The organism is Cohnella mopanensis, assembly GCF_022352055.1.
Classification (GTDB): domain Bacteria; phylum Bacillota; class Bacilli; order Paenibacillales; family Paenibacillaceae; genus Cohnella; species Cohnella mopanensis.
This window is the reverse complement of sequence record NZ_JAKRWM010000014.1, coordinates 171,166-186,010: the sequence shown is the minus strand read 5'-3', so window position 1 is coordinate 186,010 and position 14,845 is coordinate 171,166. Positions and strand designations below refer to the sequence as shown.

Annotated in this window: 13 protein-coding genes; 5 read left to right on the top strand and 8 right to left on the bottom strand. The window is 49.3% G+C overall.

Annotated features, from left to right (window positions below):
- Positions 1-178 precede the first annotated feature (178 nt).
- Together L3D05_RS20155 and L3D05_RS20150 are read left to right on the top strand one after the other, a co-directional pair.
- The gene (locus tag L3D05_RS20155; protein ID WP_239618125.1) at positions 179-961 is read left to right on the top strand and encodes a hypothetical protein; all 783 of its coding nucleotides are present in this window, start codon (positions 179-181) and stop codon (positions 959-961) included.
- Positions 962-977: 16 nt separating this feature from the next.
- Positions 978-1,700, top strand: a complete 723-nt coding sequence (locus L3D05_RS20150) for a hypothetical protein (protein ID WP_239618124.1) — start codon at positions 978-980, stop codon at positions 1,698-1,700.
- 76 nt (positions 1,701-1,776) lie between these two features.
- Here the strand turns inward: L3D05_RS20150 and L3D05_RS20145 are convergent, their stop codons facing one another.
- Positions 1,777-2,205: a DUF6157 family protein gene (locus tag L3D05_RS20145; RefSeq protein WP_239618123.1), complete on the bottom strand. Its 429-nt coding sequence runs from the start codon at positions 2,203-2,205 to the stop codon at positions 1,777-1,779.
- A gap of 95 nt (positions 2,206-2,300) precedes the next feature.
- Between L3D05_RS20145 and L3D05_RS20140 the strand changes: the two genes are divergently transcribed.
- Positions 2,301-2,975 carry a DUF7948 domain-containing protein gene (locus L3D05_RS20140; protein WP_239618122.1) on the top strand — a complete coding sequence of 225 codons (675 nt, stop codon included), beginning with the start codon at positions 2,301-2,303 and terminating at the stop codon, positions 2,973-2,975.
- Here L3D05_RS20140 and L3D05_RS20135 read toward each other — a convergent pair.
- On the bottom strand, positions 2,965-3,543 hold the full coding sequence (locus L3D05_RS20135) for a 5' nucleotidase, NT5C type (protein ID WP_239618121.1): 579 nt from the start codon (positions 3,541-3,543) through the stop codon (positions 2,965-2,967). The two genes, L3D05_RS20140 and L3D05_RS20135, sit on opposite strands and share 11 nt — an antisense overlap.
- A gap of 256 nt (positions 3,544-3,799) precedes the next feature.
- Here L3D05_RS20135 and L3D05_RS20130 point away from each other — a divergent pair, with 256 nt between their 5' ends.
- On the top strand, positions 3,800-5,092 hold the full coding sequence (locus tag L3D05_RS20130; protein ID WP_239618120.1) for a homocysteine synthase: 1,293 nt from the start codon (positions 3,800-3,802) through the stop codon (positions 5,090-5,092).
- Positions 5,093-5,512: 420 nt separating this feature from the next.
- On the opposite strand, the gene L3D05_RS20125 is transcribed toward L3D05_RS20130, so the two are convergent.
- From L3D05_RS20125 to L3D05_RS20100, 6 genes are all read right to left on the bottom strand, one after another.
- The gene (locus L3D05_RS20125; protein ID WP_239618119.1) at positions 5,513-6,268 is read right to left on the bottom strand and encodes a class I SAM-dependent methyltransferase; all 756 of its coding nucleotides are present in this window, start codon (positions 6,266-6,268) and stop codon (positions 5,513-5,515) included.
- Between the two features lie 141 nt (positions 6,269-6,409).
- A complete protein-coding gene (locus L3D05_RS20120; protein ID WP_239618118.1) occupies positions 6,410-7,714 on the bottom strand; it encodes an ABC transporter substrate-binding protein in 1,305 nt (434 codons plus the stop codon).
- Positions 7,715-7,841: 127 nt separating this feature from the next.
- On the bottom strand, positions 7,842-9,386 hold the full coding sequence (locus L3D05_RS20115; protein ID WP_239618117.1) for an alpha-L-rhamnosidase-related protein: 1,545 nt from the start codon (positions 9,384-9,386) through the stop codon (positions 7,842-7,844).
- A gap of 44 nt (positions 9,387-9,430) precedes the next feature.
- Positions 9,431-10,267, bottom strand: coding sequence for a carbohydrate ABC transporter permease (locus L3D05_RS20110; protein WP_239618116.1), 837 nt, complete (start codon positions 10,265-10,267; stop codon positions 9,431-9,433).
- The gene (locus L3D05_RS20105; RefSeq protein WP_239618115.1) at positions 10,264-11,145 is read right to left on the bottom strand and encodes a carbohydrate ABC transporter permease; all 882 of its coding nucleotides are present in this window, start codon (positions 11,143-11,145) and stop codon (positions 10,264-10,266) included. The genes L3D05_RS20110 and L3D05_RS20105 overlap by 4 nt, the downstream gene beginning before the upstream one ends.
- 75 nt (positions 11,146-11,220) lie before the next feature.
- Positions 11,221-12,576 (bottom strand): ABC transporter substrate-binding protein, encoded by a 1,356-nt coding sequence (locus L3D05_RS20100; RefSeq protein WP_239618114.1) that lies wholly within the window; start codon positions 12,574-12,576, stop codon positions 11,221-11,223.
- A 254-nt stretch (positions 12,577-12,830) separates the two neighbouring features.
- Between L3D05_RS20100 and L3D05_RS20095 the strand changes: the two genes are divergently transcribed.
- A complete protein-coding gene (locus L3D05_RS20095) occupies positions 12,831-14,819 on the top strand; it encodes a methyl-accepting chemotaxis protein (protein ID WP_239618113.1) in 1,989 nt (662 codons plus the stop codon).
- Positions 14,820-14,845: the final 26 nt, after the last annotated feature.

The window sequence follows — 14,845 nt, the reverse complement described above, 5'->3', positions numbered from 1 at the left end:
AATAGGAAATATTTAACTCTGAATCATCCATAGGCGCGTCTTGTGTAAAATTTGTCGAATGGAGCAAGGTATAGCTCTTCCATGCACGATGAGAATGACTTATTTTGAAGGAATTAATAGATTATCGTCGAATTATTGATAGCAGTGGGACATTTTTACAAGAATGGGTTGTGTGCAGTTGAGTGCTAACCAAACGAAAAGACGGGTTCGCCCCGAAATCATCATCGTAAGTCTACTCCTCCTTCTCCCCGTAAGCGCCGCGATTATCTGCTTCCTCCCTCGCTATTACGTGTTCTCCGCGCCCGGCGAGATTGTTTCCGTTCAGGATATCGGGGTCAACGGCAGCGTTCATTTCTGTTATGTGCGCGAGGGCTTCACTCGTAATTTATTCGAGCGTTGGTCCACCCAAAGGGCATTCCCCGATGCGGAATTCGCGCCTGCCGACGCTTCCGCGGCAGATAGCTTTACCGAACTAAAGGAGATCGGCGAAGAAGCCCGCGACGAGACGATCATGAACGCGATCACTTCTGTCGAAGATGAAACGGAGAACCCGGTAACCGAGGATGAATTCGATCAAAGGTTGGACAGCTTGATCGAAGAAACGGCCGATTATTACGGCGATTCATTAGGGCTTATGCTAGCCATCGGGTTAGTGGAAGAAGCCCAAGAGGAGGATTTCTCCGCTAACGGACGATATATCATCTCGGGAACCGGAACAATAGAACCCGATCATTCTGTCGGATCCGTTGGTGCGATCCGCGATAAGCTTCGGACGGCCGAGCAGGCCGGAGCGGACTATTTTTTCGTTCCTAAGGACAAAGAACGGTTCTACTACGAAGGTTTAAGCAATGAAGAAGAAGCCGTTTTAGTGGCTAAGGAACTGGGCTTGCGGCTTGAGATCGTTCCCGTGGATACCATGGAAGACGCGCTGGATTTTCTAAGAAACCTAAATCCATCCTAAGAGGAGAGTTCTATAAATGAGGCTTTATTCGGAAGTGATGTCGAACGTGCTCAAAATTTTGCTTTGGGCTTTAGTTGCCTTAGTATCCATCAGTCTGTTGTGTACCATCGTCTTTGCGATCGACGTTGACTTATACTTGGATTACGCTTATTCCTTGGATGGGTTTGTCGGCATATGTGCCTCCGTACTCTACTACATCGTGCTCATCATTTACTTAATTTGGATTTATCGCGTTCATGTGGACTTAAGAGATTTATTCCCGTTCTATTCCCGCACGCCGGGCATGTCGCTCGCTTGCATGATGATCCCTTTCTTCAACTTCTACGGAATTCCCTCCACCTATTACAGGATGGGGCAGTATATGCAAAGATTACCCGCCACTCTCAAACAAGGACGATTCATTAGCGGATTGGCAGCCCCGCTCATTACTTTATTCTTCGTTACCAGCGGGCTAAATCGAGTTATTACTAGAATGGAAGAACCTAGCGCAACGCTATATCTAGTATCGAGCATCTTTGACGTCGCTTTGTATACCTTATTCCTGGTTTTGTGCATTCTGGTGTCCCGGGGATTGAAGAACGCCTGTCTTAGTCGGCAATCGGCGGTATCGGAGTTAGACTCTCCCGAGTTGAGCACTCCCGAGTTGAGCACTCCCGAACTTGAGACACCTAAATTGGACGCTCCCGATTGGGTTTCCAACAACCTTTCGAAAGGCATTGAGCCTAATGTAAAAGGATAAGAAACAGGGGTTGATCTTCAGACGTAACACCGTCTAATAGATCAACCCCTTAATCTTTGCGTATCGCCGATTCGTCCTACTTCTCCTTACTATTCCGCATAGCGGCGACTACCTTCAAGCCCTCTTCCCCGCCATTCGCGTAATGGTCGTATTCCGCCGACTCTCTCGCGACAAGGGCAACTTTGCCTTCCGCGTTGAAGTGCAGTCCCCATCCGTACTTCTTCGGCAGCATAGAAGCCCGCAAGCATGCCATCGGTTTCGAGAAAAAGGCGCTGCGAATGTCATTCCGCCGAGCGGATAACTCCTCTTCGGGAACGTCCTTGTGCCGTACGTGGGTTTCGAACAACACATCTTCCTGCGTATAACCATACGGATGGTTAAAGACTAATTCGTATTCAATCCCTGGTTTCGTTTTGCCGCTTTTCTTCTCCGGGGGGACGATGCCTCTCTCTGCCGGGCAATCTTTCGAAACCGTAATGAATGTATTGTAGTAATTCCATTCCATCAACAACGCCTCCTACTTTTTCGGAATAAGACAAACTGCTTCCTTCATATCCTCAACCGATGCTAACGGTGAAGTACGATGGGGAGGCGTTCAGGATGCCCGCTGAGAACGAGTTTTTACCCACCTTCTCGGAAGTCTATCGGCAACAGCCCCTGCTATTCATCCCCAATCAAGGACAAGCTGACGCTAACGTCTCTTTCATCGCGCAGAAATTAGGCTACTACGTAGGCATATCCGCGCAAGAAGTCAGTATGACGCTATTCAGGCCCCACGAAAGCTCAACGGCTCTTCATCTGGTTTGGAAATTCGTCGGCGCTTCCGGGGATGCGATCGTAGAAGGATTAGACCAGGAAGCCGGCTCCTTCCATTACTTCATCGGCCCTAGATCCACATGCCGATTCATGAACCTGACTCCCTATCGGAAAGTCATTTGCCGAGAGCTTTGGGCGGGAATCGATGTCCTCATTCAGGAGCAAGATCAGTCGCTAGCTTTCGAATGGATCATTCGTCCGAACGGACGGCCCGAAGATATTCGATTCACCTGCGAAGGATGCCACGATATTCATCTGAACGAAGCAGGCGACTTGATCATCGACACAGGGCTAGGCGTGCTTGTGGATGCGAAGCCGGTTGCCTATCAGGCCAAACAATCGGAAGTCTTGCCTATCATCTGCCGATATGAGCTTCAATGCGAGTCTTGCGGAGCTAACAAGGTGGGATTCGTGCTCCCGGAAGGCTACGATAGGGAACTTGATCTCATCATTCGCTAGATGGGTTAGCTCGCTTGATAATCTCCAGCAACTCGCACCAGTTCACGATTCGCGGAATATTCAAGTGTCTGTTATACGGATTGTCCTTAGCATATACGAACATCTCCAACTCGCTTAACGTATCAAGTACCGCCGGTTTGTCGTCGAAATAGTAATCCAACCCTAACTTCCGTAAAATATGAACCTTCTCGGAATCCGCCATCCCGCAATAGAAACGGTCATCCTGAACCGGGAAACCTGCCTTGATCAGCGCGCTCTTCGTTCTTTCGCAGTGTTCCGGATTACGGGCGGTCACGTAATAAATTTCATGCCCTTGGCCTTCGAGCTCCTGCAGCGTCTGAACCGCATCATCGAACGGGGGAGCCGAATAATAAATTTCATCCCGATGCTCATTCCATAATTGCCGTCCTTCTTCTACGGACAATCCGAATGCCTCATGGATCGGAATCGTCGTTAATGCGCGAAAAGCATCTATTCCTACTTGCCTGTTTAATTTGACGTTATAGATTCGAAAGGCGTGCTCTCGTAAATTAAGTATCGTATCATCGATGTCGAATCCGAATTTCATAGCTGCTCTCCCTTGTTTTTCTTCCACAACTCCATCATACCCTATTGGACGGCGGGACAGGCATCTTCGTTGAAAACTTGTTGACGTATTCCGTAAAACTTGTTATTATCCATATAAATCCTATAAATATAATCGGAATTAGAAAAAGAGCAAGACTACCCATCAGACCGCTGAAGGTATCTTCCTAATCGTGCTTGCGCACGAATAGCGAGATGCCTTTTTTGACGGTCGACCCCAAATCAGGAGGCTGAAACTTATGGCAGAGGAAAGACAGCTACAACCGGAAACATTGGCGATTCACGCAGGCCAGCAAATCGATCCTACCACTTACGCGCGCGCGGTACCGATCTATCAAACGACATCCTACGGTTTCCGCGATACGGATCACGCGGCCAGCTTGTTTGCGCTTCAAGAACTGGGCAACATCTACACTCGCGTCACCAATCCCACCTCGGACGTGTTCGAGCAACGGATCGCGGCTCTCGAGGGCGGAATCGGCGCGCTTGCCACCGCATCGGGACAAGCGGCGATCACCTATTCCATCTTGAACATCGCCCGAAGCGGCGACGAAATCGTATCCGCGACAAGCCTCTATGGCGGTACTTATAACTTATTCCAGCACTCTTTCGCGAAGCTTGGCATTACCGTTCGGTTCGTCGATCCGTCCGATCCGGAAAATTTCCGCAAGGCGATCAACAGCAAGACCAAAGCGCTCTACGCGGAAACGATCGGCAACCCTAAGGGAGACGTTCTCGATATCGAGGCGGTCGCCAACATCGCTCACGAGAACGGAATTCCTCTTATCGTCGATAACACCTTTCCAAGCCCGCTGTTGCTGCGTCCGATCGACTTCGGAGCAGACATCGTCGTTCATTCGGCAACCAAATTCATCGGCGGACACGGGACTACAATAGGCGGCGTAATCGTGGATTCGGGTAAATTCGATTGGGCGGCGAACGACAAGTTCCCGGGCCTGACGACTCCCGACCCTAGCTACCACGGCGTCGTATTTACGGAAGCGGTTGGGCCGCTAGCTTACATTATTAAAGCTCGCGTACAGCTATTGCGCGATTTCGGCGCGGCGATCTCTCCGTTCAACTCCTTCTTGCTCCTGCAAGGCTTGGAGACGCTTCACCTGCGAATCGAACGCCACAGCCAGAATACATTGGCCGTGGCCAAGTACCTGGAGAGCCATCAATCCGTCGAATGGGTGAACTACCCGGGCTTGGAGAGCCATCCCTCCTACTCGCTGGTCCAGAAGTACTTGCCGAAAGGCCAAGGCGCCATTCTTAGCTTCGGCATCAAAGGCGGAGCCGAGGCAGGCAAGAAGGTCATCGGAGCGGTCCAATTGTTCTCGCATCTCGCCAATGTCGGCGACTCCAAGTCTCTGATCATCCACCCCGCGAGCACGACGCACCAGCAATTATCGCCGGAGGAACAGCTGGCTACCGGTGTTAGCGAAGGCTTGATCCGTCTCTCCATCGGAACGGAAGCGATCGAGGATATTCTATACGATCTGGAACAAGCTATCACGGCTAGCCAAGCGTAAATCTTTTGATTCCTGCATTCATAACATTACAAAGAAAACCGTCAGGGTATCCTGACGGTTTTTCTGATGCTAGAGCTTGATGGACGTTTTTTCGATAAGTGGATATATCCATTTATTGTGCCTCTCCGAGAGGCGAAAAATAATAATAACGGGAAAAGTACAGTTATTTCGGAGGAAGGGTCCTCCTTTCGGCATTAACCGCTCATAATAACTGTACTTATCCATTAATTATTCTCTAGAGGTAGAACCCGAGCCAAATAACTGTACTTTTCCATATATTTCGCAATTTCAGGAAATATCATTAAAGGTCATCCATACGACGGCCAAGCTAATCAACAAAAACATGATTGGTCTTAAACTTAATCCGATTCATTTTCACAAGGGAATATGGAGCAAGAATAATGTAGAATAAAGTCGACTTCATACCTCGCCCCAGTAAATTTCCGTCTCATAGTCGAAGTTTACCGTCCCATTGTGCTCATTCCGGTCGAATAACTCCCGTAACGCCTTTACCATGAGCTCGTAGTTAGGGTGTCCCTCTTGCGGACTGTAGGACGAAGAGAACAACCGCCCGCTCAACCCTTCGAAATCAAACACTTGCCGGATCGAGAAACGCGCTTCCCTCAGAGAACCGGGCTTGAAAAAGGAGAGCAGCATCTCGCGCGAGATATTTCGATGGTTTACTTTGCCGTAATCCGTGCCGAGGGAATGCAATAACTCCTCATACTCTTCGAGAAAAGGCGTGCCGCTCGTCAAGCGTGAATTCCACACCAATATCGCTTTGCCGCCGGGCCTTAGCACCCGACCGAACTCCTTCTTCGCCGCCGCCTGATCGAACCAGTGGAAAGCCTGCGCGCTCACGATATAATCGTACGATTGATCCGGCAATCCCGTTTCCTCCGCGGAGCCCGGTACCGCACGGAAATTCGGGTCCCCCTTCGAAGCCGACACAGCCGCTTCCCGCATCGCTTCGTTCGGCTCTACCGCCGTAACGGACGTCCCCCTCTCTAGCAGCAACCTGGAGAATATACCCGTTCCCGCTCCAACGTCCAGCACCTCCGAATTCGCGTTCAAGCCGATAACCTCGTACAAATAATCCACCGCTTCCGACGGATAACTGGGGCGATATTTCTGATAATTATCTACTCTGCTAGAGAACCGTTCTTTGCTATTCACTGGACTTCACTCTCCCACTCCAGAGATTCTAGGCGATTGCCGAAAGGATCATGAACGATGTTTCAACTGATGAAACATCGTTTCATTTATCTAAAATACATTATAATCTATTTTCGTATGAACGGGTACGCTACAACCAAATTATTGGCCTGATATCGCCTGTTTAAGCTGCTGCATATACTCCGCTGGCGTAAATGACGGATCCGTCACAAGTAACTGGGCGTTCTCCCAGGCTAATAGTTGTGTCCGAGTATTAAATCTCGCCTCGAACCATAAGGCCCCGTTCTTGACGCCGTCCAACTTCCCTTGAACCATGCGAGTAAGCGGCGGGACTTCTTCAGGTACTTCCTCGACTTTAAATCCCGTTATCATCCCCAGTTCACTCATTGCACGATCTCCATAGCGTTCGAATACATACTTCATCCACTGGCCCACCTCGCCGTTGTAAGCCTCTTGGGAGAACGAAGTCGTTAATCCCGCGTTTACCGGGTAGTCATCGAGCGAACCCACGCCGCCTTCGACGAGGGGGATGCTGAAAAACCCGGTATTCTCAGGACCGATCGGATTCAACGCAGGATTATTAAAGTCCCGAATAGACCAACTTCCCGAGTAAAACATCGCCGCCTCCCCCTGTACGAATAAGTCGTAAGAAGCTCCGATATCCACAGCATTGACGTTCGGCCCAAAGTAACCGCTAAGCCCCATCTTCTGAACGGCATCCGCCGCCTCTACGAATCCCGGATCCGTAATATCAAGCTTGCCTTTCTCCACCTGCTCCATCGCATCCGCTCCGAGCTTGCGAATGATATAGCCGTTGATCAAACGCGTAATCGGCCACTTCGCTTTCCCTGAGACGGCGAACGGTTGAATGCCCGCTTGCTTGATCTTCTCGGCCGCAGCGATCATTTCATCCCATGTCTTCGGTTCCGTTAGGTTTAGCCGCGTAAAAATTTCTTTGTTGTACCAGAAACCCTCGATATTCATTTCAAGAGGCAGGGCATACAGTCCCGTGTTATCCACGTATTTCTTGAGCCATTGGACTGCCGAAGGATTCAATTTGTCATAGATGCCTAACTGCTTAAACGTCTGTTCCAAGTCTAGCACTGCATCGCTATGTATGAAATCGAGCAACGGCCTGCCGGATTGGTAACCGAATATGACCGGAAGGTCGTTGCTGGCTGCCAGCAACTGAATTTTCTCGGAAAGATCGCTGTCCCGCACGCTTTCGAATTTATAATCCACTTGAGGGTGTTGTTGCTCGTACTCTCTCGCCAGCTCGCTAATTATTTTGGAGCTCCCCTGATCCTCGTTGCTGGCCGTCAGGTAGAGGATGGTCATTGGGGCGGCAGTCTGCGGTTGATGGTTTCCGCTAGGATTTCCGCCGGGATTTCCACATGACGCGAAGAGAAGCACACAGGCTGCTAGCCCCATTTTCGCAACCTTCATTCCCTGTTTCCTCACGTTCACCACATGCCCTTTTCTTGGTTGTATTCTGCTTCGTTTTATCGAATTTCAGTATAACCCTATCTTTCCGGATCAACAAAGAAGACTCCCCGAGGGAGTCTCCGATGCATCAAGGCTGCAGAAAGTATTTTCTTATAAAATAGGTCGGCGTACAGCTCCACGCGTGGCAATAGCTGTTGATCAGGTTACTGCCGTAAGGCGAATTCTTCTTGTCCTCGGGATTGTAGACTTCCCAGAAAGTATCCGCGCCGTCGCGAGCCATTTGCCCCCAATAGGCTTTCATTTGTTCCAACGCTTTGTCTTTATTTCCGACCGTAATAAGCGCTTCAATGAGATGGTGATACATATAAGGCGTCATCGGCCGAATATCGGGATTCACTTCGAAGAGGCGCTCCAGCAATGCCGCGTTCGCTTGCGGATCCAACACTTCGGCCAGCGCCATCCACACTTGAGAAGCCCAGGAAATCTGGCGATCCTCCCCGCTTACGAAGAAACCTTGCCGTTCGTCCCATAGATGGGTCAGCGCCGCTTCGGATGCGAGTTCAATGTGATTGCGGATGGCAGCCGCTTCCGCTTGCAGTTCCAATCTCTCCGCCAAGGCAAGCCCTCGCTTCAAGCAATAGATTAAGATCGCTTGCGCGGAAGCCTGCTTGTTCAGCTTTTCGTGCCAATCCGTAAAACAATACCAGGAAGCGTCATCCTTTACGATCCCCTGTTCGTCGAGACGCAAGAGAGAGAGTTCGATTTGTTCCATCACAATGGGCCAAAGCTCGTTCACGGTTTCCCGGTCTTCGGAGGCTAGATCATAATCGTAGAGCGTCGATACGAAAAATAGCGAGTAGTCGTACAAATAGATATCGTCTCTGGCCGGTTCCGGCTTCTCGTACACGCAGGCTCCGACTTGCCCCCCATCTAAACGCAGCCCGGCGAACAAATACAAGCACCTTTTGACGAGATCATGATTGTTGAACGTATAGTAGTTCGCCAGCGCTTGAAGGCGCAGATCCCCGATCCACAACCGCCGGTCTCGCTTAGGACCGTCCTCGAATACCGTTTGCATGCAATCTTGCAACGTTTTCACCGCGATGCGGTCCATTTCCCGCAAATCTTCCGGCATATCGTCCGGCAATGGGGGAACCTGAGTGACGTCCGCGGACGTCTCCGTCGTCACGTAAATATCCGGGAACGCGACTTTGAATTTTCTTGCGGGAGAGAGAACCTCGATCTTCAAATATCGAAACGTATATCGTCTCGGTAACGTATAGGTACCTGGCAATACGTCGAAGTTTACGATCTCGTCCTGCAGCCAAGAGCGGTCAAGCCAGCCGTTATACTCGTCGAAGTCTTCGGCGATTTCGCATGGCATTTCTCCGAAAATGAATTTCAGCCGGACCGGCGAATCCGCCCGCGCATCCACCGATTCCAGCGACAAGGTCAGCCTGCCCACATGATGGTCCCCGAAATCGAGGATGATGCTATCGCCTTTGGTGAACGCCCGATCCCGCAAAGTCGCGATAGACCCGGTTTCCCGTACCGCCCACCCTTGAAAGGCTTCGGAATCGGCTTCCGCTTCGACCAACCGGGTCGGGTACACCTTCTTCTCGATCAAATCGGGCTTCAAGCTCTCCGCCATCTCGACAAAACTTAAACTCATCTGTTTTACTTCCTTTCCTTAACGAGCTTCTCCTGATGTTATGTTTACCCTTTAACCGACCCCACCGTCAAACCGCCCACGAAATATTTCTGCAGGGCAAGGAAAGCCAGAAGCAGCGGTAGCGCGCAAAGAAAACACGCCGCGAACAAGACGTTCCACTGCGCGGGATTCTGTTGATCGCCCAGAAATCCGAGCATAGCTACCGGAAGCGGAGCGTCCAGCGCCTTCGTGATAAATACCATGTTAAAGAAATAATCGTTCCAAATCCAGACCCCTTGGGTAATGACGACGGATACTGTTACCGGGAGAATGAGCGGGAAGACGATCTGCCAGAAACGACGGAATAACCCGGCTCCGTCAATATGCGCGGCTTCTTCGATTTCTTCCGGAACGCTGCTGCGGATAAATCCGGTATACAAAAAGGTAGAGAACGGAAGGCTGCACGTAATGAACATTAAGATCGGAGTATATTGATTCATCGGAATCCCGACCCCTTTGATCATCTGAATGATCGGAATCAACACCATCTGCCCCGGAACGACGAGACCCGACAAGAAGAAAATATACAGAAATCGGCTCAAGCGGCCTCTAATCCGGGCCATCGGATACGCAGCCATTGCAGCCAACAGGACAACGAAAACGACGGATACGACGGTCAATACCGCACTATTCCACAACGCGGTAGGGAAATGCATGCGCGTAAACGCGGACTTGAAGCTCTCCAGCGTAAACTCGTTGAACCAGTTCAACGGATTGGTCATGTTCTTAGGCGATCTTAATGAACTGGAAAGGATAATCAAGAGAGGCACAAGGTTAACGAACACCAAAGCAATAATCGCGACATGCGTAAGCGACCTCTTCATAAGCGAACCGGGATTCATGCCGAAACCTCCCGTCTGTTTAAGGTGAACACGAAGATGGCGGTAATCGCGATAATGAGCGCGAACGAAATGATACCGAGCGCCGACGCCTTGCCGAACTGTTGATCCGTGAAGGCCATTTTGTACATGGCGAAAATCAACGTATTCGTCGACGTGCCGGGACCGCCGTTCGTCATAATGAACGGATAGTCGAACGCCTTCAGCCCGTTAATGACGCTGAGCGTGACGTTAATCGTGATGGAAGTAGCGAGCATAGGGATCTTGATGAACCGAACCAGTTTCCATCGTCCCGCTCCGTCGATTTTCCCCGCTTCAATTAAGTCATGCGGGACAGTCTGCAAGCCGGCCAGGAAGATGATCGTACTCGTACCGATATTTTTCCAAATATCTACTGCGATAATCGAATAGAGAGCTTTGGAGTAGCTACCCAAGAAGTTAGTGTCGAACCCTGTAATCCCGATTTTATTCAAGAAAGAGGCAATCAGTCCTTCGTCCGGCATATAAACGTAGCTCCAGATGAACCCTACTACGATCGCACTAAACAGTGTCGGGATGTAGAAAGCCGAACGATAGAAACCTTTGGCTCGAATATTCGCATTCAGAAGGAAAGCAAGCGCCAATGCAATGATATTGCCGAGCACTACGGTAATGAACGTGTAAATCAAAGTGTTCTTGATGGAAAGTCCCAAGATTTCGGATTGAAACAAATTTTTGAAATTATCGAAGCCCACATAATTAAACTTCTGAACATAGCCGTTGTAATCCGTCACGCTGTACTGAAACAGCTTTAAGATCGGAATAATCCAGAACAAGCAGTAAAAGAGGAGAGCCGGCAGTACAAAGTAATACATCGTTTTTCTCATGACGGCACTGTTCATGATGCTTCTTTCCTTTCCTGATAAAAAAATTACATCAAGGGAGATAACAGCATCTCCCTTGATGACAAACAACTATTAACCTTTGTTCAACTCTTTGTATTTGTCTTGCATCGCTTTCGTAACGTCTTCGGCAGTCGTCTTCTTGCCGCCGATGATTTCCGCGAATTTAGATTGCATAACGTCGCTAACGCCCGCTGGCCACATTTGGTTAGAGAAGTAGAACGCGTTGCCCGTGCTTTGGATTTCGCTCAACACGTCTTTGAAAATTTCGTTTTTCAATTCAACGCCGTTGTAGACGCTGATCGACGGGTTGGAATCCACCCAAGCTTGGAACAATGGGGATTGACCGTCATACAGGTATTCGAAAATTTGCTTGCCCAAGTCAAGATGCTTGGAATTGGCGTTCAAAGCATATCCCGCCGCAGTCGATGCGGAAGCATATAACGGTTCGCCGGATTTGTTGCCCGGCAAGGAGAAGAATCCGCGTTCGAAATCAACCGCGCCCTTGGCCGCAAGGCCCGGCAAATCCCAAGTACCCGTGAAGATCATAGCCGCTTTGCCGTCGATGAATTGTTGGGAGGCTTGAGCGCTAGCCATTCCCAGAGAGCCTTTAACAACATAACCTTTGTCATACAATTCTTTGTACTGGTTTACCGTTTCGACCCATTTCGCGTCGGTCAGAGCCGTTTCGCCCGTTTGCAGCTTGTTGTCGAATTCAGGATCCGTAGGATACACGGTGTTCGCCGCTAGCTGGTACATACCGAACTGAACGACCCACGGATCTTTATCTCCCATAACGATCGGCGTAATGCCCGCCGCTTTAAGCTTGTCGGCTGCCGCTAGGAAACTCGGCCAGTCTTTCGGAAGCTCCGTAACGCCCGCTTTCGCGAACAGATCTTTGTTATAGTAAGTTCCAAGAATGTCCATGCCTTTCGCTACGGCATAAGGCTTGCCTTCGTAGCTCATATCGCTTGCCGCCGCCTTGCTGACTTTATCCCAGAAGCTTAATCCGGACAGATCCGCCGCGTACCCGGCTTTGGCGACTTCGATTGCTCCCATGTTGGCGAGTTTCGGGAAGACTAAGAAAATATCCGGACCTTCGCCGGCTGCCAGCTTGGCTTTAACCGAGGTGTAATATTGCTCGTCAGGAAGCTTCTGCACTTCCAACGTCACGTTAGGAAACTTTTCTTTCACGAGCTTCGGTAGCGTATCGAGTTCGAAATCGGCGCCTTCAGCCGCTTTAGCGCCTGATACGAGCATGGTCAACGTTACAGGATCAGCATTAGCCGCGCTTGCCGCTGGGCTTGCTGCGGACGGGCTAGCCGATGCGTCGGAATTGGAATTAGAATTTGAGTTGCCGCAAGCACTCAAGGCAACCGCGAACAGTGAAGCCAAAGTAACTCCTGCGATTTTCGATTTCCAGGTCTTCATTTTTATTCCCCCTATTTATGAAATGCAGTTTGTCTTCTCGCTTACAATCTCAATTGTAAATGGATCTCCGCACCCCCATAAGCGCTTCATTTTTTGTATCCGCTCCGCATTTTTTAGGACCTACAATAACGCATGATATTCTACGATTTATAAATAAATAGAAATAAATAACCGATATATAGGATTCAAGCATAGTAGTTTAAGACAAGTGAAAGATTGCGAGAACAACCCTACATCGAGAGGAACAAAAGCAAATGAGCAACGGAAAATTTCGTTTTAAAGTCAAGTCGATTAACATGAAATCCATTAGAAGTAGGTTGGTGTTAGCCTTTATCATCGCGCTAGTCGTTCCGGGCACGTTAATTGGCTATTTTTCTTATCAAAGCGCCAAAACGCAATTGGTTAACAACATCTCCTCAAGCGCCCAAAACAATGTCGATTTAATTGCCAACACGATTAACACCTATCTTGAGATGGAAATGAAAGACGTCAGCATGCTCTCCCAGCAGCTGTCGAGCCAATTGACGGCCACGAACAACACAAATAATCGCCGACTGCTTGATGATTTCATCAACACGCATCCGGAGCTGGAGTTGCTCGTTCTGGGCAACGAACAGGGCGAATGGATGAAAGCCCCTGATCCCGGCAAACAGGATTATGATCCTCGTACAAGAGATTGGTATAAGCTAGCCAAACAATCTCCAGAGAAAGTTGTCGTATCGGATCCTTATGTTTCGGTAACGACTAATAATATGGTTGTATCGATTGCCAAAGTAACGAAAGATGGCAACGGGGTCATTTCGTTTAATCTTAGTCTCTCGGCGCTTGCGAATCAGGTAAAGGATGTAACAATCGGGTCACATGGCTATATCTATATATTTGACCGCAATAGTAAGTTCATTACTCATCCGAAGTATGCGGCTGGATCAGATGCCGAAGGTGAACATTATTCCAAAATGCTCACCCAAGATCACGGAATGATTGATTATTCATTGGACGGGAATCATAAGCGGGCTACCTTTACAACTTCGGTAGTAGGCTGGAAGATTGTCGGTACGATGGAGTATAGCGATATTACCGAATCGACGGCGCCAATTAAGAGTAAAACGATTATTGTCATTGTGATCGCTATTATTATGGGACTTATTTTGACTTATTTTATTACCGAATCGATTTCGAAACCTTTGCAAAAGCTTATGGCCGCCGCAGCACGAATCAGCCGCGGCGATTTGACAGAGCGAGTCCAGACAAACTCCAAGGATGAATTGGGTCAGCTTGCGGTAGCCTTTAATGCAATGACAGAATCCCTTCATTCTGTACTGCAGGAAGTGGTGGAAACCTCGAGCCAGCTTGCGGCCTCCTCAGAGGAAATGATTGCAAGCGCCGAACAGACGGCCAAAGCCTCTGAGCATATTACTACCGCTATCCAGGAAGTCGCAGTAGGGATGGATGCCCAGTCTCAAAGCGCGAACGAAACGGCTTCGACCATGGAAGATATGACGATCGGTATCCAGAGAATTGCAGAATCTGCGAGTCTAATCGTGGAATCCTCAACGGATACGAGAAGAGATGTATCGATAGGTAGACAAAAGATGCAGGAAGTGACTTCTCAGATGGTTTCCATTCGCGAATCCGTCAACGATACATCGGCTATGATTAGCAAACTGAGCGAGCTGTCCTCAACGATCAAGGACATGAATGCAGCGATTGCCGACATGTCTTCACAGACGAATCTATTATCCTTGAATGCGGCTATTGAAGCTGCCCGTGCGGGTGAGAACGGACGAGGTTTTGCTGTGGTCGCGAATGAAGTGCGTAAGCTGGCGGATCAGTCCAAGGACACAGTTGATCAAATTCTTAACGTTATCATTGAGATGGTCATGTTGATGGAGAAGGCTAAGGGACAGATGGTAGAGAAAACGCAGGAAGCCGAGCAGGGTATAGAGATCGTGAATGAGGCGGAAGAGGCTTTCCAGCAGATGGAGAAATCGACGCAGAGCATTGCGGAGCAAATTATTGAAATCTCCGCAATAACGGAGCAAATGTCTGCAAGCACGCAGCAGATTGCCGCATCCGTAGAGGATATCGCAAGTGTGGCGAAAGTCTCTAATGGCAATACCCAGAACGTATCTGCTGCATCCGAAGAACAGCTAGCTTCCATGGAGGAAGTAAATCAAGCTGCACAGTCGCTTACTAGTATGGCGGAAAAGTTGCAAAGTGTTGTGGATAGGTTCAAATTGTAATGAGCGGATCTTAACGGGTAAACCGC

Excerpts from the sequence above, each read along its gene's own strand:
- L3D05_RS20150 (WP_239618124.1), top strand. The coding sequence starts at position 978 with ATGAGGCTTTATTCGGAAGTGATGTCGAACGTGCTCAAAATTTTGCTT.
- L3D05_RS20145 (WP_239618123.1), bottom strand. The coding sequence starts at position 2,205 with ATGGAATGGAATTACTACAATACATTCATTACGGTTTCGAAAGATTGC.
- L3D05_RS20140 (WP_239618122.1), top strand. The coding sequence starts at position 2,301 with ATGCCCGCTGAGAACGAGTTTTTACCCACCTTCTCGGAAGTCTATCGG.
- L3D05_RS20135 (WP_239618121.1), bottom strand. The coding sequence starts at position 3,543 with ATGAAATTCGGATTCGACATCGATGATACGATACTTAATTTACGAGAG.
- L3D05_RS20130 (WP_239618120.1), top strand. The coding sequence starts at position 3,800 with ATGGCAGAGGAAAGACAGCTACAACCGGAAACATTGGCGATTCACGCA.
- L3D05_RS20120 (WP_239618118.1), bottom strand. The coding sequence starts at position 7,714 with ATGAAGGTTGCGAAAATGGGGCTAGCAGCCTGTGTGCTTCTCTTCGCG.
- L3D05_RS20115 (WP_239618117.1), bottom strand. The coding sequence starts at position 9,386 with ATGAGTTTAAGTTTTGTCGAGATGGCGGAGAGCTTGAAGCCCGATTTG.
- L3D05_RS20110 (WP_239618116.1), bottom strand. The coding sequence starts at position 10,267 with ATGAATCCCGGTTCGCTTATGAAGAGGTCGCTTACGCATGTCGCGATT.
- L3D05_RS20105 (WP_239618115.1), bottom strand. The coding sequence starts at position 11,145 with ATGAACAGTGCCGTCATGAGAAAAACGATGTATTACTTTGTACTGCCG.
- L3D05_RS20100 (WP_239618114.1), bottom strand. The coding sequence starts at position 12,576 with ATGAAGACCTGGAAATCGAAAATCGCAGGAGTTACTTTGGCTTCACTG.
- L3D05_RS20095 (WP_239618113.1), top strand. The coding sequence starts at position 12,831 with ATGAGCAACGGAAAATTTCGTTTTAAAGTCAAGTCGATTAACATGAAA.